This is a genomic window from Candidatus Endoriftia persephonae, assembly GCF_023733635.1.
Classification (GTDB): domain Bacteria; phylum Pseudomonadota; class Gammaproteobacteria; order Chromatiales; family Chromatiaceae; genus Endoriftia; species Endoriftia persephonae.
Genome location: NZ_CP090569.1, coordinates 234947 through 258635, shown reverse-complemented (window position 1 = coordinate 258635; position 23689 = coordinate 234947). Strand labels below are relative to the sequence as shown.

29 protein-coding genes are annotated in these 23689 nt (G+C 58.7%); 9 read left to right on the top strand and 20 right to left on the bottom strand.

From position 1 onward, the window contains the following. The first annotated feature begins 8 nt into the window (after positions 1-8). Positions 9-653, top strand: coding sequence for a 2-polyprenyl-3-methyl-6-methoxy-1,4-benzoquinone monooxygenase (gene coq7, locus L0Y14_RS01180; protein WP_005961980.1), 645 nt, complete (start codon positions 9-11; stop codon positions 651-653). Positions 654-713: 60 nt separating this feature from the next. On the opposite strand, the gene speD is transcribed toward coq7, so the two are convergent. The 4 genes from speD to L0Y14_RS01160 all read right to left on the bottom strand — a co-directional run bounded on the left by speD (position 714) and on the right by L0Y14_RS01160 (position 4013). Continuing rightward, complete coding sequence (gene speD, locus L0Y14_RS01175) at positions 714-1520, bottom strand: adenosylmethionine decarboxylase (protein ID WP_006474337.1); 807 nt, start codon at positions 1518-1520, stop codon at positions 714-716. A gap of 72 nt (positions 1521-1592) precedes the next feature. Beyond that, positions 1593-2003 (bottom strand): VOC family protein, encoded by a 411-nt coding sequence (locus L0Y14_RS01170; RefSeq protein ID WP_039960102.1) that lies wholly within the window; start codon positions 2001-2003, stop codon positions 1593-1595. Further along, positions 2003-3604, bottom strand: a complete 1602-nt coding sequence (locus L0Y14_RS01165; RefSeq protein ID WP_006474339.1) for a DUF885 family protein — start codon at positions 3602-3604, stop codon at positions 2003-2005. Before L0Y14_RS01165 ends, L0Y14_RS01170 begins: the two co-directional genes overlap by 1 nt. Beyond that, positions 3597-4013, bottom strand: a complete 417-nt coding sequence (locus L0Y14_RS01160) for an OsmC family protein (RefSeq protein WP_010084724.1) — start codon at positions 4011-4013, stop codon at positions 3597-3599. The genes L0Y14_RS01165 and L0Y14_RS01160 overlap by 8 nt, the downstream gene beginning before the upstream one ends. Before the next feature lie 241 nt (positions 4014-4254). Here L0Y14_RS01160 and crp point away from each other — a divergent pair, with 241 nt between their 5' ends. Beyond that, positions 4255-4908 (top strand): cAMP-activated global transcriptional regulator CRP, encoded by a 654-nt coding sequence (crp, locus tag L0Y14_RS01155; RefSeq protein ID WP_005959123.1) that lies wholly within the window; start codon positions 4255-4257, stop codon positions 4906-4908. 80 nt (positions 4909-4988) lie between these two features. Here the strand turns inward: crp and trpC are convergent, their stop codons facing one another. The 4 genes from trpC to trpD all read right to left on the bottom strand — a co-directional run bounded on the left by trpC (position 4989) and on the right by trpD (position 7742). Further along, the gene (gene trpC / locus L0Y14_RS01150; protein WP_240991614.1) at positions 4989-5786 is read right to left on the bottom strand and encodes an indole-3-glycerol phosphate synthase TrpC; all 798 of its coding nucleotides are present in this window, start codon (positions 5784-5786) and stop codon (positions 4989-4991) included. A gap of 75 nt (positions 5787-5861) precedes the next feature. Then, positions 5862-6296: a hypothetical protein gene (locus tag L0Y14_RS01145; protein WP_006474341.1), complete on the bottom strand. Its 435-nt coding sequence runs from the start codon at positions 6294-6296 to the stop codon at positions 5862-5864. Between the two features lie 127 nt (positions 6297-6423). Further along, positions 6424-6708, bottom strand: coding sequence for a GIY-YIG nuclease family protein (locus tag L0Y14_RS01140; RefSeq protein WP_040819227.1), 285 nt, complete (start codon positions 6706-6708; stop codon positions 6424-6426). Between the two features lie 11 nt (positions 6709-6719). After that, positions 6720-7742 carry an anthranilate phosphoribosyltransferase gene (trpD, locus tag L0Y14_RS01135; protein ID WP_006474343.1) on the bottom strand — a complete coding sequence of 341 codons (1023 nt, stop codon included), beginning with the start codon at positions 7740-7742 and terminating at the stop codon, positions 6720-6722. Positions 7743-7935: 193 nt separating this feature from the next. Here trpD and L0Y14_RS01130 point away from each other — a divergent pair, with 193 nt between their 5' ends. Together L0Y14_RS01130 and L0Y14_RS16390 are read left to right on the top strand one after the other, a co-directional pair. Then, positions 7936-8454 carry a PAS domain-containing protein gene (locus tag L0Y14_RS01130; protein WP_006474344.1) on the top strand — a complete coding sequence of 173 codons (519 nt, stop codon included), beginning with the start codon at positions 7936-7938 and terminating at the stop codon, positions 8452-8454. Then, positions 8429-9919 (top strand): methyl-accepting chemotaxis protein, encoded by a 1491-nt coding sequence (locus L0Y14_RS16390; RefSeq protein WP_005959129.1) that lies wholly within the window; start codon positions 8429-8431, stop codon positions 9917-9919. Before L0Y14_RS01130 ends, L0Y14_RS16390 begins: the two co-directional genes overlap by 26 nt. 20 nt (positions 9920-9939) lie before the next feature. On the opposite strand, the gene L0Y14_RS01120 is transcribed toward L0Y14_RS16390, so the two are convergent. The 5 genes from L0Y14_RS01120 to rpe form a co-directional block, all read right to left on the bottom strand. Continuing rightward, the gene (locus L0Y14_RS01120; RefSeq protein ID WP_005959130.1) at positions 9940-10176 is read right to left on the bottom strand and encodes a DUF1418 family protein; all 237 of its coding nucleotides are present in this window, start codon (positions 10174-10176) and stop codon (positions 9940-9942) included. 38 nt (positions 10177-10214) lie between these two features. Continuing rightward, a complete protein-coding gene (locus tag L0Y14_RS01115) occupies positions 10215-10793 on the bottom strand; it encodes an anthranilate synthase component II (RefSeq protein WP_005959131.1) in 579 nt (192 codons plus the stop codon). A 2-nt stretch (positions 10794-10795) separates the two neighbouring features. Further along, positions 10796-12301: an anthranilate synthase component I gene (trpE, locus tag L0Y14_RS01110; protein ID WP_006474347.1), complete on the bottom strand. Its 1506-nt coding sequence runs from the start codon at positions 12299-12301 to the stop codon at positions 10796-10798. A gap of 162 nt (positions 12302-12463) precedes the next feature. Next, positions 12464-13144: a phosphoglycolate phosphatase gene (locus L0Y14_RS01105; protein WP_006474348.1), complete on the bottom strand. Its 681-nt coding sequence runs from the start codon at positions 13142-13144 to the stop codon at positions 12464-12466. A 149-nt stretch (positions 13145-13293) separates the two neighbouring features. Next, positions 13294-13986, bottom strand: a complete 693-nt coding sequence (gene rpe / locus L0Y14_RS01100) for a ribulose-phosphate 3-epimerase (RefSeq protein ID WP_005959134.1) — start codon at positions 13984-13986, stop codon at positions 13294-13296. A gap of 204 nt (positions 13987-14190) precedes the next feature. Here rpe and L0Y14_RS01095 point away from each other — a divergent pair, with 204 nt between their 5' ends. Then, positions 14191-15006, top strand: a complete 816-nt coding sequence (locus L0Y14_RS01095) for an alpha/beta fold hydrolase (protein ID WP_006474349.1) — start codon at positions 14191-14193, stop codon at positions 15004-15006. A gap of 1 nt (position 15007) precedes the next feature. Here the strand turns inward: L0Y14_RS01095 and L0Y14_RS01090 are convergent, their stop codons facing one another. From L0Y14_RS01090 to L0Y14_RS01075, 4 genes are all read right to left on the bottom strand, one after another. After that, positions 15008-15580 (bottom strand): transglycosylase SLT domain-containing protein, encoded by a 573-nt coding sequence (locus L0Y14_RS01090; RefSeq protein ID WP_005959136.1) that lies wholly within the window; start codon positions 15578-15580, stop codon positions 15008-15010. 2 nt (positions 15581-15582) lie between these two features. After that, a complete protein-coding gene (locus L0Y14_RS01085) occupies positions 15583-15813 on the bottom strand; it encodes a DUF350 domain-containing protein (protein WP_232432879.1) in 231 nt (76 codons plus the stop codon). A gap of 132 nt (positions 15814-15945) precedes the next feature. Next, positions 15946-16749 (bottom strand): co-chaperone DjlA, encoded by an 804-nt coding sequence (djlA, locus tag L0Y14_RS01080; protein WP_005959138.1) that lies wholly within the window; start codon positions 16747-16749, stop codon positions 15946-15948. Between the two features lie 87 nt (positions 16750-16836). Further along, on the bottom strand, positions 16837-17502 hold the full coding sequence (locus tag L0Y14_RS01075) for an energy-coupling factor ABC transporter permease (RefSeq protein ID WP_005959139.1): 666 nt from the start codon (positions 17500-17502) through the stop codon (positions 16837-16839). Positions 17503-17625: 123 nt separating this feature from the next. On the opposite strand from L0Y14_RS01075, the gene L0Y14_RS01070 reads away from it, so the two are divergent. The 4 genes from L0Y14_RS01070 (at position 17626) to L0Y14_RS01055 (ending at position 19904) form a co-directional block, all read left to right on the top strand. Then, positions 17626-18666 (top strand): NADP(H)-dependent aldo-keto reductase, encoded by a 1041-nt coding sequence (locus L0Y14_RS01070; protein ID WP_006474354.1) that lies wholly within the window; start codon positions 17626-17628, stop codon positions 18664-18666. A 12-nt stretch (positions 18667-18678) separates the two neighbouring features. Further along, positions 18679-19137, top strand: a complete 459-nt coding sequence (locus L0Y14_RS01065; RefSeq protein WP_006474356.1) for an RDD family protein — start codon at positions 18679-18681, stop codon at positions 19135-19137. Positions 19138-19230: 93 nt separating this feature from the next. Beyond that, positions 19231-19524 (top strand): DUF6763 family protein, encoded by a 294-nt coding sequence (locus L0Y14_RS01060; protein ID WP_005959142.1) that lies wholly within the window; start codon positions 19231-19233, stop codon positions 19522-19524. Between the two features lie 155 nt (positions 19525-19679). Then, positions 19680-19904: a hypothetical protein gene (locus L0Y14_RS01055; protein ID WP_040819147.1), complete on the top strand. Its 225-nt coding sequence runs from the start codon at positions 19680-19682 to the stop codon at positions 19902-19904. 89 nt (positions 19905-19993) lie between these two features. Here the strand turns inward: L0Y14_RS01055 and L0Y14_RS01050 are convergent, their stop codons facing one another. From L0Y14_RS01050 to L0Y14_RS01040, 3 genes are all read right to left on the bottom strand, one after another. Next, complete coding sequence (locus tag L0Y14_RS01050; protein WP_006474357.1) at positions 19994-20335, bottom strand: Rieske (2Fe-2S) protein; 342 nt, start codon at positions 20333-20335, stop codon at positions 19994-19996. Next, complete coding sequence (locus L0Y14_RS01045; RefSeq protein ID WP_005959145.1) at positions 20328-21212, bottom strand: PfkB family carbohydrate kinase; 885 nt, start codon at positions 21210-21212, stop codon at positions 20328-20330. Before L0Y14_RS01045 ends, L0Y14_RS01050 begins: the two co-directional genes overlap by 8 nt. A gap of 72 nt (positions 21213-21284) precedes the next feature. After that, entirely contained in the window at positions 21285-23681 is a 2397-nt protein-coding gene (locus tag L0Y14_RS01040; protein WP_006474358.1) for a coiled-coil domain-containing protein, read from the bottom strand. Positions 23682-23689: the final 8 nt, after the last annotated feature.

Sequence of the window (23689 nt, the reverse complement as noted above, 5' to 3'; positions counted from 1 at the left end):
TAAGCATTATGAATGCACGAAGTTACACCTCGGCCGAGCGTCTGATCCTCGGTTTCGACCAGGCCCTGCGCACCGTGTTTGGCCGCCCCCAAGTCACCGAGCGAGCCAATCCCGCACACGGCCTCGACGAGTCAGAGATGAGCGAGCAGGAGCGCGACGAGACTGCACGCCTGATGCGCATTAACCACACCGGTGAGGTCTGCGCCCAGGCGCTCTATCAGGGCCAGGCGCTGACTGCCAAGCTGCCGGAGGTGCGCGACAGCATGGAGCGCGCCGCTCAGGAGGAGAACGACCATCTGGCTTGGTGTGAAAGACGCCTCGATGAGCTGGATAACCGCAAGAGCGTGCTCAATCCGCTCTGGTTCGCCGGCTCGTTCGCCATCGGCGCCGCCGCCGGGCTGGCCGGCGACAAGTGGAGCCTGGGCTTTGTCGCCGAGACCGAACATCAGGTGGAGGCGCACCTGAACAGCCATCTGCAACAATTGCCCAGCCAGGACGCCAAGAGCCGCGCCATTCTCGAACAGATGAAAGAGGATGAGATCCACCACGCCACACTGGCGCTTGAGGCCGGCGGCACCGAACTGCCAGGCCCGATCAAACTGGCGATGAAGCTCACCTCTAAGCTGATGACCACGTCGGTCTACTATCTGTAATGGCGCCGTAGGCGCACCGCAAGCCGTGCGAACAGGCCATTCACGCTGCAGCAGCGCTGCCTACATTAGTCTCATGCCCTTCTGGATGTTGCGGCCGTAGAAAATCTCCATCATCTCCCGCTTGATCCGCTCGCTGATCTCGCGCTGCTGGCGCGGTGGCATGTCGTCCACCTCCATGCCGAACAGGTAGCCGTCCAGATCGAACTCCTTGAGGATCATCTTGGTGTGGAAGATGTTCTCCTGATAGACGTTGACGTCCATCATCTGGTAGCGATTTTTGGTGTCGCGGGCCAGGTAGTTCTGGATCGAGTTGATCTTGTGATCGATGTAGTGCTTTTTGCCTCCCACATCGCGGGTAAAACCGCGCACCCGGTAGTCCATAATCACGATATCCGACTCAAATGAGTGGATCAGATAGTTGAGCGCCTTCAGTGGCGAGATACGCCCGCAAGTGGAGACGTCGATATCGACGCGGAAGGTACTAATGCTGTTCTCCGGGTGGCTCTCTGGGTAGGTATGCACGGTGATGTGGCTCTTGTCGAGGTGTGCCACCACCGCATCGGGCAGCGGCCCCGGCGCCTCGGTATTGGAGAGCTGCTGCGCCGCCACTGGCTCCTCGGAAATCAGCATGGTGACGCTGGCCCCCTGGGGATCGTAATCCTGATGCGCGATATTCAGGATATTGGCGCCAATGATGTTGGCCACATCGGTCAAGATCTGGGTCAGGCGCTCGGCGTTATAGGCATCATCGATATACTCGATATACTCCTTTACTTGCGAGGGCGTCGCCGCATAGCAGATATCGTAGATATTGAAGCTGAGGGTCTTGGTCAGGTTGTTGAATCCATGCAGCTTAAGACGCTTCATCTGCGGATCCTGCCTCATTGGAAATGGAAAGGCGGGCAAGGCTAGGCCATCTGCCCATCCGCCGTCAATCGGTTATCTGCGGCGCTCCCACTCCGCCACCGGTGGATGGTAAATGATCTGCACCACCATGCCATCGGGATCATAGCAGTAGAAGCTGCGCGCGCCATCCCGATGGGTGCGCGGCTCGGTGCGCATCTGCACACCCTCAGCCTGCAGGAAGGCAAACCACTCATCCACCGCCGCCTTCGTGGCGAGAAAAAAACCAATGTGGTCGAGACGCTGTTGCGACTCATCCCGCTCGCCTGGCGCAGCCTGGTGCAGAGCCAGATTATCCGGCCCAGAGCTGAGATAGACGTTGGCCGGATCGGGACGCCACTCCACCTGCATGCCGAGCAGGCTCACATAGAACCGTTCGCAGGCAGGCAGATCCCGCACATAGAGCGCCACATGACGCATGCCCAGATTGGAACCGGGTCGATTCATCACAACACCTCGCGGGAGGCCTGCTCCCATACCGATTCGCCAAAGCTGCGCTTCACCACCAGCGGCAGGGCGATGGCGCCCTCGGCAAACAATTTGGCATGAAACTGCAGCGGCGACAGCTGCGGCTGTTTTTCCAACACTCGACGGCGCGTCGCCTCCAGCAGGCGCACACCGATCAGTGCCATGAAGGCATCGGTGGGGTGGCGCGATATCTGCGTCAGGCGCGACTCGGCAGTGTTGCCCAGGATCGCCACACTGCGCAGTCGCGACAGCGCGGTCACGCCGTCGATATCGCCCAGATGGTACTCCAGCTCCACCACCGCCTCCTCCGCCAGCGCCAGTCGACGCTGCTGCAGTAGCCGCCGATCTGCTTCAGCAAAGTAGTCCTGCTCTTCCAGCAGGCCGCTCATATAGTGGGCCCAGCCACGTTTGAAGGCGGCGGACGGGTTGATCTGGCGCACTAGGCTATGCGCCTCGATGCCACCCGCCCAGGCAAGAAAGTGGCGCCCGGCCCAGCCGGCATAAAGACAACGCAGGCGAATCTCCGCCAGGCTTTCACCACCCTCAGACCGCTCGGTGCGGCAGGGCAGGTAGATCACGCCACCCGCTTCGGTGCGGCAGTAGCTGTCACAGGCGATACGACTCAAACACCCCTCGGTCAGCCGGATCTCGCAGGGCTGTTCAGGTGGCTGCAGCAACTCCCGCTCCAGCACAAACGCCTTGAGCCGAGCCAGCTCCTCGCGATAGACAACCTGCCGCTGCTCACCGGTCAGCTCAGGCCCCACCAGATGCCGATCCTGCAGATCGTCCACATCGACACCCAGCTCAGCCAGTTGTCGTCGAATCTTCTCCCTCTCCCGTCGCGCCAGCTGCAGTGCCTGCTCACCGCTCAGGGCCAACTGATGGCGGTTGCGCAGGATCAGATCCACCATCTCCGTACCACAGCTCGAACTCCCCTGCGCGGCTGGCACTATCTCATCCTGCAGGAAGTGCTGATAGTCCTCCAGCGCCTCGGCCGCGGTGCAGCTCAACCCCTGCAACTGCCCCTGTTCAGTACAGCATTCCCGCCCCTGCGGCAGCTCCTGTACCAGCCGGTGCAGCCAGGGGATGCCGCGCTCAAGCAGCTCCAGCGCCTCTGCCAGCCACAGACTGGAGACCAGTTCCGGCAGCTCCAAGAGCTGACTGCGCGCATCACGCAGGTAGTTAGGGGTGCGCTTCAGCAGCCCCAGCACAGCCTCGCAAAGCTGCTCGGGTTGGCGCAGCACCAACTCTTGCAGGGTCCGCAGCGGCAGATAGCGGGCCGGATCACGATGCCGCCAGTCCTGCTCCAGCAGCCAGCGGCGTTCAATGATCACCGCACCATAGATCAGCTGCAGGTCGATCTGGCGATCCGCATCAAGCGCCTCCAAGCTGAACTCGGAGAGCCCCAGCAACAGATTGCCGAGCCAACCGGCCAACGCGCCCACATCATCGTCGCCATCCGCAGCCAGTTGCCCCTCATAACCCGCGACACCGGCAAACAGCGCCGCGCTGGGATGGAAGCGAAACCAGACCTGATAGAACTCGGCAACCAGCGCATCAAAATCGGCCGCTTCAGACATCCCTTATCTCATAGTCATGGGTCACCTCCGCCACCTTGCCGAGCATGATCGAGGCGGAGCAGTACTTCTCGGCGCTCAGGGAGATGGCGCGGGCCACATGCTTTTCACTCAGATTCTTGCCGCTGACGATAAAGTGAGCGTGGATCCGGGTGAAGATCTTTGGCTCACTCTCGGCCCGTTCTGCCTCCAACTCAACCACACAACCGGTCACCTGCTGGCGCGACTTCTTCAGCATCGACAACACATCAAACTCGGTGCAGCCACCCATGCCGAGCAGCAGCATCTCCATCGGCCGTATCCCCAGGTTGCGCCCGCCAAACGCCTCCGGACCGTCCATTATCACCGCATGCCCGCTGCCGGACTCACCCATCATCGCGGCATCTTCCACCCACTTCACCCGTGCCTTCATCACAACTCCAAACTGATTGATCAGGAAACCCACAAAAACCCCGCCACAGCCGCACAATAAGGTCGACGAAGCTAAGTTTTATTTATATGCTGTTCAATTGTTTAGGATGAACAGCCACCACTATCAGCAACCCGACACTACGACGGCTTCATCGACAGTGTTGAATGGGTTGCTAGAATTGAACGTTGAGAGCTAAATTATCCCAAACAGCTCATCGGGCCATTCAACGAGAAACCGACTTATGACAATAATCAAGCCGCCACCCCAAGAGCCAGAGTATCTTCAGCGATTCCTCTCGTTTTGTCACCGGCGCCGCTATCCAAAGAATACCGAGATCATCCATATCGGTGATCCCTCCGATGTACTCTACTACCTCACCGAAGGTTCAGTCGCAGTCTACATCGAGGATGATGATGGTCGCGAGATCATCCTCACCTACCTCAATAAAGGGGAGTTCATCGGCGAGATGGGGCTCTTCGTCCCTCAGCCAAAGCGCAGCGTGATGGTCCGCACCCGCACTCCCTGCCAGATCGCAGAGATCAGTTACAAACGCCTTGAACAGCTGTTTGATACCGAACTGCGTGAATACATGAAGGACACCCTCTATGCGATGGGCGCGCAGCTCTCGCAGCGCCTGGAGCAGACCAGCACAAAGGTCGGCCACCTGGCATTTTTCGACGTCACCGGCCGCATCGCCCGCACCCTGCTTGACCTCTGCAAAGAACCCGATGCCATGACCCACCCGGATGGCATGCAGATCCGCATCACCCGCCAGGAGATTGGCCGCATCGTTGGCTGCTCACGCGAGATGGCTGGGCGTGTACTGAAGAACCTGGAAGCCCAGGGGCTGATCTACGTCAAGGGCAAGACCATCGTAGTGTTCGGCACGCGCTGAGTCCCGTCCCACAGAACCCGCCTCCAGGAGGAGAGCCGGCAGGCACTCCCCCTGGAGCCCGGCAGCCCTCTCACCCCCGCCTAGTCAAACAGCTCTGCAAGTTTCGCTCCCGGGTCATCTGCGCGCATAAATGCCTCGCCGACCAGGAAGGCATGCACCCCGTTAGCGCGCATCAACGCCACATCTTCTGCGCTATGAATGCCGCTCTCAGTTACCAGGATGCGGTCGCCGGGGATCTGCTCCAACATCCGCAGGGTGGTCTCCAGACTCACCTCAAAGGTCCGCAAATTGCGGTTGTTGATGCCGATCAGCCGATTCTCCACCTGCAGCGCCCGCTGCAGCTCCACCTCGTCGTGCACCTCGATCAGCACATCCATGCCGATCTGATGCGCCAGATCGTTCAATTCCCGCAGCCGCTGGTCATCCAGGCAGGCGGCGATCAGCAGGATGCAATCGGCGTTGATCGCGCGCGCCTCATAGACCTGGTAGGGGGCAATGATGAAATCCTTGCGGATCACCGGCAGGTTACAAGCGCCACGCGCCTGTTTCAGGTAGTCATCAGCGCCCTGGAAGAAATCGATATCGGTGAGCACCGAAAGGCAGGCGGCTCCCCCGCTCGCATAGCTTTGCGCAATCTGCGCCGGTCTGAAATCGGCCCGCAGTAGCCCCTTGCTGGGCGAGGCCTTCTTTATCTCGGCGATCACCCCCTCGCCACCGGCATCGATCCTGGCCTGGATGGCGGCGGCGAAGCCTCGCGGGGCATCTGCCTCATCCAGCGATTTGATCAGCTGCTGCAGCGACAGCTGTTCGCTCCGCGCACTGATCTCTTCCAACTTGCGGCGGATAATCTTTTTCAGGATATCGGGGGTGTCACTCATACCAGCCAACGCTCGGGGATGCCTCTAAAGGACGCAAAGCATATCACAGGCGATACAATCAACGGCGCTGTCCAGCTAGCCCATACCGCTGAAGGAGCTGAGGCAGACTGCATCTTCACAGCCAACGCGCACAATCGGGCTGCCCTGCAGCCCCGACTCCAGACCCGCTAGCCACTCTGCCACAAACGCCTCCAGCTGACTGCGCAGATCTGGGGTGATTTTGGTTCGGTTGAGGGTGCAGTGCAGACGCACTCCGGAGAGATGCTGATCGACGGTAATCGTCCACTGGGTGGCGTTGGGGCAACCGGGCAAAGAGAAGCGCACCCCGCTCTGGATCACCTCCCAGCGGACACGAAATCGCCCCCAGGGCAGCAGCAGTTCACCGCGCTCGCCCCGACCCGACGCGGCCTCAATCGCGGCACACCAGCTCATCAGGTTCTCGATGCGCACCCGATGTTGGATCAGCTGTGGATTGGCCCGACAGACCGTCTTGGCAAAAAACTCCATCATTCTCTTCCGATAGTTATCTGGCAGCAGCAAGCTACCCTCTTTTTATCGATTGAGAATGCCACTCGAGCCGTGAGATAAAAATAGGGGTTTACCCTTCGACCCTGGCCAACGCAGGCCCGTCCACGACTTAGTCTGAAATAGCAGCCGCGATCAGGCGTTGCTTCTGCGCCCGGCTCAGCTGCTTGATGCGATACTCCTCCCGCAGCGCCGCGGCACGATCCGCACAGGCCTGCTGATAGACTAGCGCCACCGGGCGCCGCACCCGAGTATATCTGGCGCCCAGGCGATTGTCCTGATTGTGCTCCGTCAGGCGCCTCTCTAGATCGGTGGTGATCCCTGTATAGAGGGTGTCATCGGCACAGCACAGGATGTATACAACCCAATCCCCCGCCTGAACGGTCCGCGCAGGCACAGCATCGCCCGTCAATCGAAGCTCTGGCTGAGCACCACCAGGCGGTCGAGCCGATTGCGCGCCTCGCCGCTGGCGATCGCCTGATCGGCCTTCTGCACCCCATCCGTCAGGCTCTCGGCAAGCCCGGCACAGTAGATCGCGGCACCGGCGTTGAGCATCACGATATCCCGAGCCGGGCCAGCGCGATCCTCCAGCACACCGCGGATGATGTCGAGACTGTGGGCCGCATCATCCGCCTTGATGCTGTCGATGGCGGTGCGTTTGATGCTGAAATCTTCCGGCTGGATCGAATAACGGCGGATCTGACCATCCCTCAGCTCGGCCACGTCGGTGGCCTCGCCAATACTGATTTCATCAAGGCCGTCGCGAGAGTGGACTACCATCACATGCTGGCTACCAAGCCGCTGCAGCACCTCGGCCAGGGGCTCCAGCAGCTCCTCACTGAAAACACCGAGCAGCTGGTTGGGCACGCCGGCAGGGTTGGTGAGGGGGCCGAGCACATTGAAGATGGTGCGCACCCCCATTTCCTTGCGCGGGCCGATGGCGTATTTCATGGCACTGTGATGACCGGGCGCAAACATGAAGCCAACACCCACCTCGCGCACGCACTGCTCAACCTGTTGTGGCATCAGATCGAGCCGGATGCCAGCAGCCTCCAACGCATCGGCACTACCCGATTTGGAGGAGACTGAACGATTGCCGTGCTTCGCCACATGGCAACCGGCGGCGGCGGCGACGAACATGCTGGCGGTGGAGACGTTGAAGGTGCCGGAGGCGTCACCGCCGGTGCCGACGATATCGACAGTGTTTTCCAGATCGCCGATGGCGACACCACTGGCCAACTCGCGCATTACCGAGGCCGCGGCAGCGATCTCGGTTACCGTCTCGCCCTTCATGCGCAGACCGATAAGAAAACCGCCGATCTGTGCCGAAGTCGCCCCTCCGGTCATGATGGTGCGCATCACCCCGGTCATCTCGTCGGCGCTCAGCTCCTGACGGCCCAGGACTTTATTGATGGCCTGCCGCATCTCCATTGAAACTCTCCCCTTTCGTTTATCTTGGAATAACGCAAAGATCGCAAAGAAGTGCGAAGGACGCAAAGATATCTCATACACAGGGTTCGGCTCCGAACCAGTAAACCCGCTCATCGCCCCCAGGAATTAATTAACTTTTCCGCCCTCCCTGCCGAAAGTAGGAGGTGGGGAGAGGTGCCGGGGGACTCATTGAATGAAAAACAAGATCCAACCCATCAACAAAGAACGAAAGCTCAAGGAAGAGGACTTTATCGTCTCCAAGACCGACCCAAGCGGCCGCATAACCTACACCAACCGTATTTTTATGCAGATTGCAGGCTACAGCGAAGCGGAATTGCTGGGCCAGCAACAGAACATCATACGTCACCCGGATATGCCAAGGGCCATCTTTCAACTGCTGTGGGATACGCTCAAACAAGGCCGGGAGTTCTTCGGCTACGTCAAAAACATGAGTAGGGATGGCAGCTTCTACTGGGTCTTCGCCAACATCACCCCGACATTGAATCCCTCCGGCAAGTTAGTCGGTTACTATTCGGTAAGACGCCGGCCAAAGGAGGAGTCGGTACGGCTGATCGAACCGATCTACGCAGAGATGCTGGCGGTAGAGCAGCGGGCGGGGGCCAGACAGGCAATCCAGGCATCGACCCAGCTGCTACAGGCAAAACTGACCGACTACGGGAGCGATTATGAGCACTTCGTTCTTGAGATTTAGGGCAGCAACCCTTAGCCGACTCATGCTGGGGGTGCTGGTGGTTTTGGTCATCATCGGCCTGATCCGTCACGGCCTGCAGGCGGAACTCATCGCTGGCTTGATACTAGCCCTGGTGCTGGGAGTTCTGAGCTGGCGCACGGAGCGCGAAGACCAGGAATTAATCGCCAAGATCAAGGCCATGGGCCAGGCGATCATCAAAGGCGACCTGCAGTACCGGATCACCCAGATCCCCGAGAAACATAATCTGGCGGAGACCGCCTGGAACCTGAATGAGGGACGCGATCAGGAGGAGGCTTTTTTCAAAGAGACCAGCACCACCTTTGAGCTGGGCCTCAAGGAGCAGTTCCATCGCAAGTGTTTCCCGGCAGGGCTGCACGGCTCCTACCAGAAAGCCATGGAGCGCATCAACGCCTCAGTCGATGCCATGGCGGAGAATAGGCGCCACCGGGAGGTTGATGTCTTCTTCGGCAAACTCAGCGCATCCAAGACCGATTCACTGCTCAGCAATCTGCAGCTGACCCAGGCAGACCTCGGCGAAATGGCGGAGCACATGGGCACGGTTGAGGATATCTCCCGGCAGGCTGCCAATACCGCGCTGGCCGGTCGTGAATCGATCAGTGAGGTAACCGGCCAACTACGCAGTTTGGTGGAGATGATCGGCGAGATCCAGAGCTCTTCTTCCACCCTCAACGAACACAGTATCGAAGTCATTCAGGCACTCTCTCTGATCACCCAGATAGCCGACCAGACCAATCTGCTGGCGCTGAATGCCGCCATCGAGGCGGCCCGCGCCGGCGAACATGGCCGAGGATTTGCAGTGGTGGCCGATGAGGTCAAGAAGTTGGCGGAGAGCACCAAACAAGCGGCAGGCAGCATCGAGCAGATTATTCACGGCTTCTCCACGGCCACCCAGACCATGTCTGACAATGCAGCCACCATTGCAGAGATGGCCGACCACTCCCAGGAGATGGTTGCCGACTTTGAGACTGGCTTCAATCAGGTGGCTGACGGCGCCCAGGCCAGCTATGAGACCATCGCCTATGCTCAGGGGGTCAGCAACGCCTCACTGATTAAGCTCGACCACATGATCTATCTGCAGAATGCCTATCGCGCCTATGAGATGGGGGAGGGCAGCCCTGAGTGGCAGGCAACCAAGGTGGACCATCACCAGTGCCGCTTTGGTCAATGGTACGAATCGGCACAGGGGTTTAATGTATTCAGGCACCTTCCCTCCTATGAAAGACTCCAGATACCCCATGAGCAGGTGCACAACAGCGTGCATCAGGTGGTGGCCCTGCTGAACAGGGATTGGAAAAACGATGAAGCCGTACGCGAAGAGATCCTGGACCGGTTCAATGTGGTTGAGGCCTCGAGTTCAGTATTGATCGCAGCGATGTCTGAACTGATGGACGAAAAACGACGCCTTGAAACAAACCGCAACGATAGCGATATTAAGCTGGCCTAAACACACCTATATCTCTGCGCTCAAGCGGAACGTCGCAACTCCAGCGCCGTCCGCACAATGTAAATGAGCGGAGGCAACATCATCAATCCCCCAACGACCACCATGACGATGTCATAGTTCTCGAAGCGCATCGACTCTGGTACGAGACTGGTATTGGCCAGCCAGTCAGCCAGCCCTACACCCATCAGAATCGCACCCAGCATATCGAGAAGCAGCAGCTGCGGCGGCAACTTAATCTGCCTTTCTTGATGTTCCATCTCAACGACTCCCTGTTGTTGGTTATTCCAAACCTATCCTATTTTCCGTCGATAAAGTTGCTCAGCATGTCATGGCCGTGGCGAGTCAGGATCGACTCGGGATGGAACTGCACCCCCTGCACGTCGAGTTCCTTATGGCGCACCCCCATGATCTCATCCATCTCGCCGTCACGTTCGGTCCAGGCGGTGATCTCCAGACAGTCTGGCAGACTCGCCTTCTCGATCACCAGCGAATGATAGCGAGTCGCCTCGAAGGGATTCTCCAAACCGCTGAAGACGCCTCTGTCGGCATGGTGAATAGGCGAGGTCTTGCCATGCATCACTTCACGGGCGTGCACGATCTTTCCGCCGAAGGCCTGGCCGATCGACTGGTGACCAAGACAGACACCGAGCAGCGGGATGCGCCCGGCGAAGGCCTTGATCGCCGCCACCGAGATACCAGCCTCGCTGGGGGTGCAGGGGCCTGGGGAGATCACCAAGTGATTCGGCTGCAGCGCCTCGATATCGTCGATGGTGATCTCGTCATTGCGCTTCACCACCACTTCCGCGCCCAGCTCGCCAAAATACTGCACCAGGTTATAGGTGAAGGAGTCGTAATTATCGATCATCAACAACATAATTACGCCTCCTCTTCAGACGGATCACAGGCGTGGCGGTCGATACCGGCCTCCGCCAGGGCCACGGCACGGAAGATGGCCCTCCCCTTGTTCATGGTCTCTTTCCACTCCAGGGCGGGGATGGAGTCGGCTACCACCCCAGCGCCGGCCTGAATGTGTAATGTTTGATCTTTGATCACCGCAGTGCGGATGGCGATGGCGGTATCCATGTTGCCGTTCCAGGAGAGGTAACCCACCGCGCCCGAATAGACACCCCGTTTCACCGGTTCCAGTTCGTCAATGATCTCCATCGCCCGGATCTTCGGCGCCCCACTGACCGTGCCGGCGGGGAAGGTGGCGCGCAGCACATCCATCGCACTCATGCCCTCTTTCAGCTCACCGGTGACGTTAGAGACGATGTGCATAACGTGGGAGTAGCGTTCGATGATGAACTCGTCGGTGAGCCGCACGCTACCCACCTTGGCGACACGACCAGCGTCATTGCGCCCCAGGTCGATCAGCATCAGGTGCTCAGCACGCTCCTTGGGGTCGGCCAGCAGCTCTGCCTCCAGCGCCCGGTCCTCCTTCTCGGTGTAACCGCGACGGCGGGTGCCGGCGATGGGACGCACCGTCACCACGCCATCCTCCAGGCGGGTCAGAATCTCCGGTGAGGAGCCGACGATATGAAACTCACCCAGATTGAGAAAGTACATATAGGGCGAGGGATTGAGTCCGCGCAGGGCACGGTAGAGATCGAGCGGCGGTGCCTGAAACGGGATCGAGAGGCGCTGCGAGATCACCACCTGCATGCAGTCGCCTTCCAGGATGTACTCTTTGATCCGGTCCACCGCCTGCATGAAGCCCTCCTCGGAGAAGCCGGAGACAAAGTCCGACTCATTCACCTGACGGGCGGTTTTGCAGCCCCCCCGGGGTGCGCCGCGCTTCATCGACTGGATCAGCTCGCGGATCCGCGCCTCGGCTCCATCCAGGGTGCCGCCGGCGCTAGGGTCCACATGCACGATGACAAACATGCGCCCGCTGAGATTGTCGAATACCACCAGTTCGTCGGAGACCATCAGCAGGATGTCCGGGGTACCCATCAGGTCCGGGTTGGGACAGTTCGCCAGCTTGGGTTCGATATAGCGGACGATGTCGTAACCGAAATAACCCACCAGGCCGCCGTTGAAGCGGGGCAGCCCTTCCGGTTCGGCCGCTTTGTAGCGCTCCTGAAAGGCCTCGATCCAGGCTAGCGGATCCGTCGCCTCGTCGGCCTCCACGACCTCACCGTCGGTCACCACCTCGACGCTATGATCATTGACCCGGACATGGGTACGACAGGGCAAACCGATGATCGAGTAGCGGCCCCACTTCTCACCGCCGTGGACCGACTCAAAGAGATAGGAGTAGGGGCCGTCTGCCAGCTTGAGATAGACACTCAGGGGAGTATCGAGGTCGGCTAGCACCTCGCAGGCGACAGGGATGCGGTTAAAACCCTGGTCCACCAGGGCATCGAATTCTTGGGGGGTCATGATCCTCTCCACACAACAGACAGACAAACAACGGACGTTTCGGTCGAAATCACCAACGCCATCGTGTGCCGGTCTTCAGGCTCTTTTTGTGGAGAAGGAAGTACATACTCTTGTTCTGACTATGGAATGACTCTCAAAGATAATCGAAAAGGATGGCGCGACTCAAGCTGCAGCCTCCAGCAAACCCTTGACCTCTGCCATCGAGTCAACCACTGCATCCGGATCGTAGTTACGGATATCCTCGCCGTGATTATAGCCATAGCTCATGCAAATAATCTGGAACCCGGCGGCCCGAGCCGCCTTCACATCACTCTTGGAGTCGCCGATCATCATTGCCTCGGCAGGATCGATCCCGAAGTATTTTGCGCCATGCAGCAGCGGCATCGGCTCAGGCTTCTTCTTCGGCAGGGTATCACCGGAGATGATGATCTCGAAATCATCGTGAATGCCCAGATCCTTCAGTAGCGGCAGAGTGAACTGGGCCGCCTTGTTAGTAACACAGCCCAGCTTGTAGCCCTTCGCCTTGAGGTAGTCCAGCCCCTCTCGCACCCCCGGATAGAGCGCCGAACGCTTGGAGGTATTCTCCGCGTAGAGCGCCAGGAAGATCGGATAGGCTTTCTCGAACGCCTCATCCGATGGCTCGCCATCGAGCTGACCGATCAGCGCCCGGCGCACCAGACGTTCGACACCGTTGCCCACCCAGTCGCGCACCCGATCCTCACCCCAAACCGGATAACCCAGCTGCCGCATCATCTCATCGACACACCAGGCCAGGTCGGGAACGCTGTCCACCAAGGTACCGTCCACGTCGATAAGGACCATCTTGGGCTGCTTGAGACTCATAATCTGCTACCTGCTTGGTGACTCAAAAGGAGCAAGGATACAGAAGGGAGGAGAAAAGTTTGCGCACCCTGCCTGTGGAAATCAGAGAAGCTCCTGCCAGACAACAAAAAACGGGGCCAACCAGGCCCCGTTTTCAGCGTCACGTCGGATCAGACTTTGCCCAATTCAGCCATCATCTTGCCGACGATGGTGTTGTAGCGGTTGGCATCGCCCTCTTCGGGAAAACCAAAGATACCGGAGCCGGCGACGAAGGTGTCAGCACCAGCGGCCTTGATCTCAGCGATGTTGTCGACCTTGACTCCGCCGTCTATCTCCAGGCGGATATCCAGACCGGAGTCGTCAATCAGCTTGCGGCAGGCGCGCAGCTTGTCCAGGGTGGCAGGGATGAAGCTCTGGCCGCCGAAGCCCGGGTTGACCGACATCAGCAGGATCATGTCGACCTTGTCGAGTACATAATCCAGGTGCGACAGCGGGGTGGCGGGGTTGAAGACCAGGCCGGACTTGCAGCCTTCGTTGCGGATCAGCTGCAGGGAGCGGTCGATGTGCTCAGAGGCCTCCGGATGGAAGGTGATGTAGGTGGCGCCGGCCTTGGCGAAATCGGGGATGATGCGATCCACCGGCTTGACCATCATGTGCACGTCGATATCGGCGGTGACGCCGTGCTTGCGCAACGCCTCGCAGACCAGCGGACCGATGGTCAGGTTGGGCACGTAATGGTTGTCCATCACGTCGAAGTGGACGATCTCGGCGCCGGAGGCGAGGACGTTATCCACCTCCTCACCCAGCTTGGCGAAGTCCGCCGAAAGGATGGACGGTGCGATCTGATCAGCTTGACGGGCCATGCTTTACTCCCCTTTCAAATTTGATTCACCAGCGCCATGACGACCCTGGAAGCTGGTTGGAAACCGGCGGCCCCAACCCTCGATATAAGTTGACGGGGCACTTTACCCCAAAGCAGGAGAATTTTCAGCCTCCCCACCGGTCAGCATGCAGCAGACGCCGCAACGGCATGACGACGGCGTGATTCTGGTCTAAATTCCTCTACCATGGAGCCGTACAGAAGCATCAACCGATACGCCATCAGCCTACTATTCTGTCTGCTGCCCGGCCTACTCAGCGCCGCCGATCTGACCCGGGAGGGGCGCATTGCCGAGCAGATCTTCGATGCCATTCTGGAGGGCCAGCCGATCTGGCTGAAGGCGGAGGGTAGGCGTTTTCTCGCCATCCACACCCTGAGTCCCGCCAAACAGGTGCAGGGCGGCGTGATCCTGCTGCACGGTATGGGCGCCAACCCTGACTGGGATCAGGTGATCCATCCGCTGCGCACGGCGCTGCCTAAACACGGCTGGGAGACCCTTTCGATCCAGCTGCCGGTGGCCGCCCCTGGCGCAACGCAGGCGAAGTGGCTGCAGCTGATCCCCGAGGCGTTCCCGCGCATCCGCAGTGCCGCGAAATTCTTCAGCGAACAGAATAACCACAATCTGGTGCTGATTGGCCACAGTCTCGGGGCACGCATGGGGCTGGAGTTTCTCGCCGAGGATGCCCCACCCGAGGCGATCCGTGCATTTGTCGCAATCGGCCTACCGACGCCGCAGGAACGGGAGGAGAATCCGGTATACGAGGCGCTGCGTAAGCTCAAGCTGCCGATGCTCGATCTCTACGGCAGTCGCGATCTAGCCAGTGTCACCGACACTGCCAGGCTACGCCGCATTGTCGCCAAGCGAGCAGAGTTACAGGCCTATCGGCAAGACCGCATCGAGGGTGCCGACCACTTCTTCAGCAATCTCGAGCAGACGCTGATCAACCGCACCCGCGCCTGGATCCGCAGGCATTCTGCCGGTGAGGAGCGGCAACTAAAATAAGCTACTCCTCCGGCTCCATCAGATCTTTGATACGGCTGACATAGTGGCGTGTCTCCCGCGGCGTAAAAGGCGCCACCTGCTCCCACTGTTTGATATCGCCATGCCTCGACTTCGCTCGCTTGAAGGCCTTTGAGACCTTGCCATAGCCTGCATTGTAGCTGGCCAGGGCAAACGGCAGCCGCTGCTCGGTGGGCAGCGCCCCCTTCTTCCAGCGGCGATAGAGCATGCGATCGTAGAAGATGCCCGCCGCGATATTCCAGCGCGGCTCGTCGATCTGGGTGAAGTGGGGGTTCTTCTTCTTGATCTCCTCGTAGGTGCTGGGCAGGATCTGCATGATCCCCTTGGCACCGACCCGACTCAGCGCATCCGCTTTGAGGCCGGACTCGGCAATTCCCTGCGCCTTGAACCAGCGCCAGTCCACATGGGGGCCGAAGTAGTGCTTGGTATATTTGCGGAAATAGCGGTCGTACTGTTTGGTCCAGCGCTCATGGCTGACATGCTTCGCCACCCCGGCCAGCGCCAGTCCGGGGATGATCACCAACAGCACGAACAACCTGAGGGTTCGTGCGGACATGGTTAATTCAACCCAAGCCCTATCACCAAACCCAGTGCAGTACCAATGCCGACAAAGATACCCATGATCATGATGCCGACCGCAATGTTGCCCTTTTGCAACTCGTCCGGAATGCTGAAGTTGACGATGTGGCTGAAGACCTTGCAACCAAACCACATGAAAAAGATCGTCAGGGCGCCACCAAAAATGGCATAGACGAAGTTGAGCAGAATCGGATCAAGACTATCGGTCATGCTTTCCCCCAGCACGTTTTTATTGGATTTGCGGCAAGCCAGATGTGCACTGGGCTTCTTTTGTCCCTAGGCACAGAGTCTTAAGCATAGGCATCCGGCAGCGCTGGCTCAAGTTTTGCTCAAATTTCGACCCTAGCGCATCCCTCGCGACGCCTTGACCTGCTCATAGGCCTTGCGGATCTCATCGGTCTTCTGTGCCGCCATCTTCATCATCTCCTCCGGCAGGCCTTTGGCCACCAGTTTGTCCGGGTGATGCTGGCTCATCAGACGGCGGTAGGCCCGCTTCACCTCCTTATCCGAAGCTGCCTGCGCAACCCCAAGGATCGCATAAGCATCCTCCAGCGAGACCCCCGTTGCACGCGGTGCCTGCCCCGCTCCAGCATAGTGGCGCTCCGCCCGCACCATCTGCTCCAAGCGGCGAAAGGTGAACTCAGGGATACTGAGGCGCTCACAGATGTGCAGCAGCAGCGTCTCTTCAGCCGGGTCCATCTGGCCGTCTGCGTAGGCGGCCTGCAGCTGGATCTCGACGAACATCTGGATCAGGGTCTGACGCCGGTGGCACTCAACGCGAAACTGCTCCAGCACCTCGTCCAGGGGAAAGCCGGTTGACTTGCCTTCGTTGAAGAGACGCACCGCCGTCTTGCGCATCTCCGGCGAGAGCGACATCTGATCCATGATCGCCTCTGCTAACCGGATCTCATCGGGTGAGACACGTCCATCCGCCTTGGCCAACCGCCCCATCACCGAGAAGGTGGTGGTAAAGAAGGCCATCTGGGTGCGCTCCTGGTCGCCCGGATCCCACTCGCCAGCATCCTCCGGCAACCCCTCCAGACCTTTGTCGAACTTGTGTCCCAGAGCGGCACCCAGCACCGCCCCCAGCGGTCCGCCCAACATGAATCCAAAGGCCCCGCCGACCAACTTACCCCACCAACTCAATTGCGCATCCTCACATCACAGGGATTGAACCAGAACTGCAGTCATTCTAGGGCTAAAATTGGCAAACGCCTATCTCGTAGCTGAAGATCACTTGCCTTTCAGATACTGCTCATCGCTGAAGGAGTAGACCCAGGCGGGACAGAAAGAGACCAAGATGGTCACGATCCAACCATTCACCAGGGCCTCCGGAAAAAACATCAGTGGGAAGAAAGGCATGATGGTCACCTGCAGTTTGGCATAGGCATAGACGCCAGCCGTCACCAGCAACCAGACCGCCAGATAACCGCTGATATAGGCCACCAGCCAGGCAGTCAAAAAACCGCTACCAAGCACGTAGATAAAGAAGTTTTTGGGTAGCCAGGAGCGCACCAGCACCAGCAGCACCTGGGTCAGGGTGATCGGCAGCAGGCCGGTTGTGAGACCGCTCAGAAGGAGACCCTGCCAGCCATAGCCAACATTCCAGCTGACGACCAGCAGCACGACGCTTGCCGCGAGCAGGGCGAACGACCAACCAAACATCAGGGTGACAGTGGTAACGCCCAGCAGATGAAAGGTCACCCCCGGCAGAACCTGACCGCGCATATGCCAGAGCGCAATCAGCGCCACGATGGCACCGAGAAACACATGCAGTTGCGATGGCGCGAACAAGCGCCGCCAGGGGGCCATGCGCAGCGCGGCAAGCAACGCCATGCCATAGAACGCCCCCAACCACCACAACATCTCTGCGGGAAACAGCGCCCCATCAAGCTCCATATCACCCCCCGTGGCGACAACCTGTCATCATAGCGGCCAAGACCTCTGACTTTAGACCAGAAATACAGCCAGCAGCGGCAGCTTCACCTATAATCTGCTGCGGTCCGCAGCAGGAGCACCTCTATGGAATACAGACAACTGGGACGCACTGGGATTCACGTCAGCGCGCTCTGCCTCGGCACCATGACCTTTGGCGAGCAGAACAGTGAAGCTGAAGCCCACGCACAGCTCGATCGCGCGCTCACGGCTGGCATCAACCTGATCGATACCGCCGAGATGTACCCAGTTCCGCCCCGCCCCGAGACTCAGGGGCGAACTGAGAGCTACATCGGCAGCTGGCTTGCTAAGCGAGGACAGCGCGACCGGGTGATCCTCGCCAGCAAGGTCGCCGGCCCAGCAGACTGGCTCCCCTACCTGCGTGATGGCGCGCCACGTCTCAACCAGCACCATATCGAAGCCGCGCTCGACGCCAGTTTGCGCCGTCTACAGACTGATTACATTGACATTTATCAGCTTCACTGGCCTGAGCGCAGCACTAACTATTTTGGTCAACTCGGCTATCAACACCAACCAGACGACCACAGCATCCCCATCGAAGAGACACTCGGCGTGCTCGATAAGCTGGTCCAGGCGGGCAAGATCCGCCATATCGGCGTCTCCAACGAGACCCCTTGGGGCCTGATGCGCTATCTGCAGCTGGCAGAGACAAACGACCTACCCCGGGCGGTGAGCATTCAGAACCCCTACAATCTGCTCAACCGCAGCTTCGAGGTGGGGCTGGCAGAGATCGCCCAGCGCGAGGCCTGCGGTCTGCTCGCCTATTCTCCGCTCGCGTTTGGTGTGCTTTCCGGCAAATATCTCGATGGCGTCCGCCCAACTGGTGCACGCCTCACTCTATTTGAGCGCTTCACCCGCTACTCTAACCCCGAGGCGGAACACGCCACCCAGGCCTATGTGGCGCTGGCCAGGGAACACGCTGTCGATCCAGCACAGATGGCGCTAGCCTGGGTCACCTCCCGCCCCTTTGTCACCTCCAACATTATTGGCGCTACCACCCTGCAGCAGCTCGAAATCGATCTGGCGAGTCTGCAGCTGAAGCTCAGCCCCGAGCTGGAAGCCGGCATCGAGGCGATCCATACCAGACAGCCCAACCCCAGCCCCTGACGAGAAACATCAATGCAACACGAAACGCCCTCCACGACATCCGAATCTCTGGTGATCGAATATATCGGCTTCTGGAAACGCACCGCGGCATCGATCATCGACTCGATTCTGATCACGCTAGTCACCGCACCGATCCTGATACAGATCTACGGTGTCGACTATTTCCACTCTGCACACTCCAGCCACGACCTCTGGGAGCTACTGCTCAACTATCTCTTTCCAGCCATTGCAGTCCTGGTATTCTGGCACTTCCGCTCCGCCACCCCCGGTAAAATGCTGTTCAACGCCCGCGTCGTTGATGCCAAAAGCTTCGGCAAACCCTCCACCGGGCAGCTCATCGGGCGATATCTGGGTTACTACCTGTCAATACTTGGGCTCGGCCTGGGTTTTTTCTGGATCATGTGGGACAAACGCAAACAGGGATGGCACGACAAGCTCGCCGGCACCCTAGTGATCAGGGAATATGAGTAATCAAAGCAGCAGGAATAACTGATCTTCGACAATGGCCGGGCGGTTTCCAGGTGTCATAATCAAATCACAACCCATGGTGACTGGAGAGCTGCAATGAACACCACCATGATCAAAATTGGCGACTGGTTCAGAACCAACGAAATGGAAAACCTCGAGGTGGTTGCGTTCGACCCGGAAGAAGGGCTGGTCGAGGTCCAGTTTTACGATGGCACGGTCGAAGAGTACGACCTGGAAGCTTGGGAAGCCCTGGACGCCAAGCAGATTGCACCACCCGAAGACTGGTCCGGCTCATACGATCTCAGCCGCGACGATTATGGCGTCGACCTGGACAAGCCGGCGGGTAACAATCATATAAACCCCTTGGATCATCTGGATGAACAGGACTAGCCGCTGTGATATGAAGGGTCTATGCATTGTTTTGTGAAGTCACTCACCCCAGCAGGACCATCACTCATGGTATTGGTTAGCAGAACTAAAGAACTGGCACCAAACGCCGCTAATTTAGGTGAAGGCAGAATCCAGACCCCTTCAGGAGGTGCAAGATGAAAACTGTATTCGATATGTCCACCGGCCAGGTGGTCGAAAGGTATTCAGCCAAAGATGAATGCAGCGAGCACCGCACGACCGCGAATGAACTCATCGCGCCTTCTGCAGCGCAGCCCCAACTGGGGCTTCAGGAGGTCATCGCCGAACAACACGAAGAGAAGCGCATCCCGCCTGAGCTGGTCTTAGCGGACCTAAACGCTTTCCTTGACGAAATGAGCTGAGGCGGCGCGCTTCCCTTCACCCTCCACGACCGGGCTAAGTGCCCGGTTTTTTCATTCTTGGCCAGCTGAACATCTGGTAAGCGCTGACATCAATCCAGCGCCACCCAAACCTCATCCGCCTCAACCCACGCCTGTAGCGGCTGCAGTGACGCTCCTCCGCAGGGTCCACGCACACAGTAACCATCCTCCAAACGGAACAGGGCTCCATGAGTCGCACACTGGACAAAACCGCCACTCAGATCGAGAAACTGATCGGGAAGCCATTCCAGATTGACGCCGGTGTGGGGACAACGATTGAGATAGGCGAATACGGACGCACCACGCCGCACCAGAAACAACTCGACCTGCCGGCCATTCCGATCGACTGAAAAGCCTCGACTTCCTGGATCCTGTAGCATATCGAGGGGGCAGAGCTTGCGTGGCTCAGCCATGGCTATCGAGCACCCCGCGCAGGCCATCGAATCCAACCCGCCCGCACTTCTCTCCCGCTAAGCGCAGCGCCTGCTGCAGCACAGATTCAGCCGACAGGCCCCGCATCTGGCCATCAATGACCGCAGCATTGAAAACATCTCCTGCACCCAGGGTATCCACCACCCGAGGCGGGTGATGGGCGGGCGAGTGCAGTATCTTGCCCGCTGCTAGCTGCATGTAGCCACCGCCACTACCCCAGGCACAGAAGAAAGTGGCCTTAGCATTGAGCGGGCGCATCTCGGCAAACAACGCTTCTGCCCCGACATAACCGCTGACCCTGGCAAAGGCACGCGAGAATATCAGAAGATCAGGCAAACCCAGCAGTCGATCCATACCCTCACGCGGCTTCTCGATCTCCAGCGAGCAGGGAAGAGCTGGATTCGACCGCTTGAGTCGTCTCATCATCTGTTCCACCTCAGCACAGTTACGCCCCTCGAAGTGAACCCAGTTGTAGCCATCCAGATCGATCCCGGCAAAGTCTGCGGCAGAAAATTCCTCGAGATCCCGGTAATGCACGATTGTGCGGCTGCCAGTTACAGCAGAGAGCGTGACATAGGAGGTCGGCACCTTGCCGCCGCTCTGCCGGGTGATGTGAGAACAGTCGACAGCGTAGCGCGCCAGATCCTCCAGGATGTGGCGACTATCCGGCTCGTCGGCGATGCTGCCAGCCCAGTCGCAACGGTGACCAAGCTGACTCAACACCACCAGCATATTGGCAGCATTACCGCCACGGGCGATGCGCTGCGACAAGGCCCGCATCTCGTCGTCCTCATTTGGATAGTGGTCGACCGTGTTGATGATATCGAGGGTTGCCACCCCCACCCCAAGCACCCGCACGCAGCGTTCCTCTTTTGACTAACGTATCGCCCTGCCCAATCTGACTGGCTAAGAAGCCTCTGAACAAATCATTCAGTCTGATTTTTTACCGAACAGACGCCCAAATGAGATTTTTCGGCGACTCGTTTCACTCTTCTCCACCGAGTCATCCTTGCCACCACCGAACTGTTCGGCCATATCCACTTCGATAGTGCTGGGTGCCTGAGAGAATGCATCAGTGCTGACATCAATAGAATCCATCTCGATGCTCTCTATACCGCTGTGCTTTTGCAGTAACTCGCAACGATGCTTGAGACGATCCACCTCTTTGTCCCGATCCTCAACCGCATCCTCCAGTTTGCGACACTGCCGCTGGGAGATACGCAGCGACTGTTCACGCTCACGCAGTGCCTTCTGCAGCGAATCAACATCCTGCAAGGCCCCCTGCAGCGCAGCTACATCATTGACGTCACGTCCACCGCTCGTCGCAACCTCATCGAGCTTTCGGCGCATGGTCTCCAGATCTTCAGTCGCCCGCTCCCTCACCATGATAAGCTCACTGCGCAACGCATCCAGCGCATCGCCCTCACCCATTGCCTGCACGCTTTCAATCTGTGAGACATAGGTCTCCATCACCGAACGAAGCTCCTCGACCTGGCTTTTATAACGTTGCGCTTTCTTGTACGCCTCGTCCCTTTCTACTCGGTGTTTTTCAACCTTTTTGCGAGCTTCTGCCAGCTGATCCAGCACCTCTTCAGCCAACATGGAGTCGCCCACCTGCTCACGATAGATGTTGATCTGGTCGTGCAGCTTGTCATTCTCATCCATCAGATCGCCGAGATGATCGCGCAGCTCTTCCAGCTGGGAGCTAATGCCGTCATGCTCCTGCTTAAGCAGATCGCGCTCTTTGGAGATAGCGTCGAGGTCCTCTTCCAACATCTCCACTGCGGCCTCCTGCACCTGCCGTTCGCGCAACAGAAAATCGGCCTTTTGTGCCTTTTCCTCCGCCGCTCTGCGACGCGCTTCCTCCTTCTCCAGCGAGGTACGCAGCGCATGCACCTCCTCTTCATTGTCTCCATCCAGCTGACTCTCCATCTCCAATTGGACTTCACGCAGACCGTCAATAGTGCGGTTCAGATCTTCGATCTCACTCCGTGCTTCCAACAAGACCTCAAGTTGCCCCTGATCACCTGAACTATCGGTTTCACCGTCAATCCGACTCTGGGATTCCACCTCCAGCAAGGTTGACTCGAGCTCCTCAATCCTCAGCTGGCTCGCCGCCATATCCTGAGTGTGCTGTTCCCGCTCTGCGTCAAGCTCACGTTGCGTGCTAGCCAGCTGACCTTGCAACTGCCTCAGATCCTGCTCAAGATCAGCCAAACGTGACTGGTACTGCTCGGCGTGTTCCTGCTGCTCACGCTTCGCATCCTGCAGGGAGACATCGGCACCCGACTTCTGTGCCTCGACCTGAGTCAGGCTTTGGCTCAGCTCGGATACGTGCTGCTTTTTCCGGTCCAGCTCAGATTCAAGCTCCAAATTCCGTTCATCCGCCTCACGCAGGCGCAACTCGGCCTGCGCCACTTGCTCCCGGGCGCGGGCTTTCTCGGTCTGCGCTGCCTCCAAGGCCTCCTGCAGCTCTGAAATCCGTGCCTCAAACTCACCTTCTGCCTGCTTTTCATTATCCATCAGACGTCGCAACTCCATCTCCGCCTTGTCAGCCCTGGCGGCTGCATCTTCTAGTCCACTCTGGAGCGAAATAAGCTTGGTTTTATCCTGCTCTGCTCTCTCCTCTAGCGCCGACTGTGACGCCTCATGCTGACGAGCCTGGGCGTTTGCCTCAGCGATCGCTTCCGACAGATCACGAATCTTTGCCTCAGCCTGCGCCAGCGATTCCCGCAACTCTGCAATCAATGCCTCATCACGCTGGAGACGCTGTTGCCCGGCGTCTCGAGTCTCGGCGATCTCTTGCTGCAGCTGTTGCAGTTGCTGTTTGCTCTCAGCAACTGCTTCCTGAAGCGTTTCAGCCCTTTGTTCAGCTGCCTGCAGTTGCTGCTGCGCAACCGCTTTTTCATCCGCCATCTGCTCCAGTGCAGTTTGTAGCTGAATACTCTCTGCTTCAAATTTCTCTGCAGCAGACCGCTCCCGTAGCGCGTCTTGTGCTTTTTCACTGGCCTGACGCGACAGGCGCTCCTGTTCGGCTTCAGCCTCCTCCAAGCTCTGCCGCCAGGCCTGTTCGGCGGCAGCCATCTCCAGCTGCTGGGATCTTAACTGCGCCTCAAGTTCCTGCTTGGCGGCTTGCAGTCTATCGGTCTCTCTCTGTAGCTCCTCAAGTTGCTCTTCAGAGGCATTCAGCATCACGTCCTGCTGTTTGATCTGACTGGAGAGCTCATCCCGCTCACGTCGCTGCACCTGCAACTCCCGCCCGATATTAAACAGCTCGGTCTGTTGATTGGTGGCGATGCGCTTCGACTCATTCAGCTCTTCACGCAACGAACTGA

Coding starts and splice junctions, on each gene's coding strand:
- coq7 (WP_005961980.1), top strand. CDS start 9: ATGAATGCACGAAGTTACACCTCGGCCGAGCGTCTGATCCTCGGTTTC.
- speD (WP_006474337.1), bottom strand. CDS start 1,520: ATGAAGCGTCTTAAGCTGCATGGATTCAACAACCTGACCAAGACCCTC.
- L0Y14_RS01170 (WP_039960102.1), bottom strand. CDS start 2,003: ATGAATCGACCCGGTTCCAATCTGGGCATGCGTCATGTGGCGCTCTAT.
- L0Y14_RS01165 (WP_006474339.1), bottom strand. CDS start 3,604: ATGTCTGAAGCGGCCGATTTTGATGCGCTGGTTGCCGAGTTCTATCAG.
- L0Y14_RS01160 (WP_010084724.1), bottom strand. CDS start 4,013: ATGAAGGCACGGGTGAAGTGGGTGGAAGATGCCGCGATGATGGGTGAG.
- crp (WP_005959123.1), top strand. CDS start 4,255: ATGACAATAATCAAGCCGCCACCCCAAGAGCCAGAGTATCTTCAGCGA.
- trpC (WP_240991614.1), bottom strand. CDS start 5,786: ATGAGTGACACCCCCGATATCCTGAAAAAGATTATCCGCCGCAAGTTG.
- L0Y14_RS01145 (WP_006474341.1), bottom strand. CDS start 6,296: ATGATGGAGTTTTTTGCCAAGACGGTCTGTCGGGCCAATCCACAGCTG.
- trpD (WP_006474343.1), bottom strand. CDS start 7,742: ATGGAGATGCGGCAGGCCATCAATAAAGTCCTGGGCCGTCAGGAGCTG.
- L0Y14_RS01130 (WP_006474344.1), top strand. CDS start 7,936: ATGAAAAACAAGATCCAACCCATCAACAAAGAACGAAAGCTCAAGGAA.
- L0Y14_RS16390 (WP_005959129.1), top strand. CDS start 8,429: ATGAGCACTTCGTTCTTGAGATTTAGGGCAGCAACCCTTAGCCGACTC.
- L0Y14_RS01120 (WP_005959130.1), bottom strand. CDS start 10,176: ATGGAACATCAAGAAAGGCAGATTAAGTTGCCGCCGCAGCTGCTGCTT.
- L0Y14_RS01115 (WP_005959131.1), bottom strand. CDS start 10,793: ATGTTGTTGATGATCGATAATTACGACTCCTTCACCTATAACCTGGTG.
- trpE (WP_006474347.1), bottom strand. CDS start 12,301: ATGACCCCCCAAGAATTCGATGCCCTGGTGGACCAGGGTTTTAACCGC.
- L0Y14_RS01105 (WP_006474348.1), bottom strand. CDS start 13,144: ATGAGTCTCAAGCAGCCCAAGATGGTCCTTATCGACGTGGACGGTACC.
- rpe (WP_005959134.1), bottom strand. CDS start 13,986: ATGGCCCGTCAAGCTGATCAGATCGCACCGTCCATCCTTTCGGCGGAC.
- L0Y14_RS01095 (WP_006474349.1), top strand. CDS start 14,191: ATGGAGCCGTACAGAAGCATCAACCGATACGCCATCAGCCTACTATTC.
- L0Y14_RS01090 (WP_005959136.1), bottom strand. CDS start 15,580: ATGTCCGCACGAACCCTCAGGTTGTTCGTGCTGTTGGTGATCATCCCC.
- L0Y14_RS01085 (WP_232432879.1), bottom strand. CDS start 15,813: ATGACCGATAGTCTTGATCCGATTCTGCTCAACTTCGTCTATGCCATT.
- L0Y14_RS01075 (WP_005959139.1), bottom strand. CDS start 17,502: ATGGAGCTTGATGGGGCGCTGTTTCCCGCAGAGATGTTGTGGTGGTTG.
- L0Y14_RS01070 (WP_006474354.1), top strand. CDS start 17,626: ATGGAATACAGACAACTGGGACGCACTGGGATTCACGTCAGCGCGCTC.
- L0Y14_RS01065 (WP_006474356.1), top strand. CDS start 18,679: ATGCAACACGAAACGCCCTCCACGACATCCGAATCTCTGGTGATCGAA.
- L0Y14_RS01060 (WP_005959142.1), top strand. CDS start 19,231: ATGAACACCACCATGATCAAAATTGGCGACTGGTTCAGAACCAACGAA.
- L0Y14_RS01055 (WP_040819147.1), top strand. CDS start 19,680: ATGAAAACTGTATTCGATATGTCCACCGGCCAGGTGGTCGAAAGGTAT.
- L0Y14_RS01050 (WP_006474357.1), bottom strand. CDS start 20,335: ATGGCTGAGCCACGCAAGCTCTGCCCCCTCGATATGCTACAGGATCCA.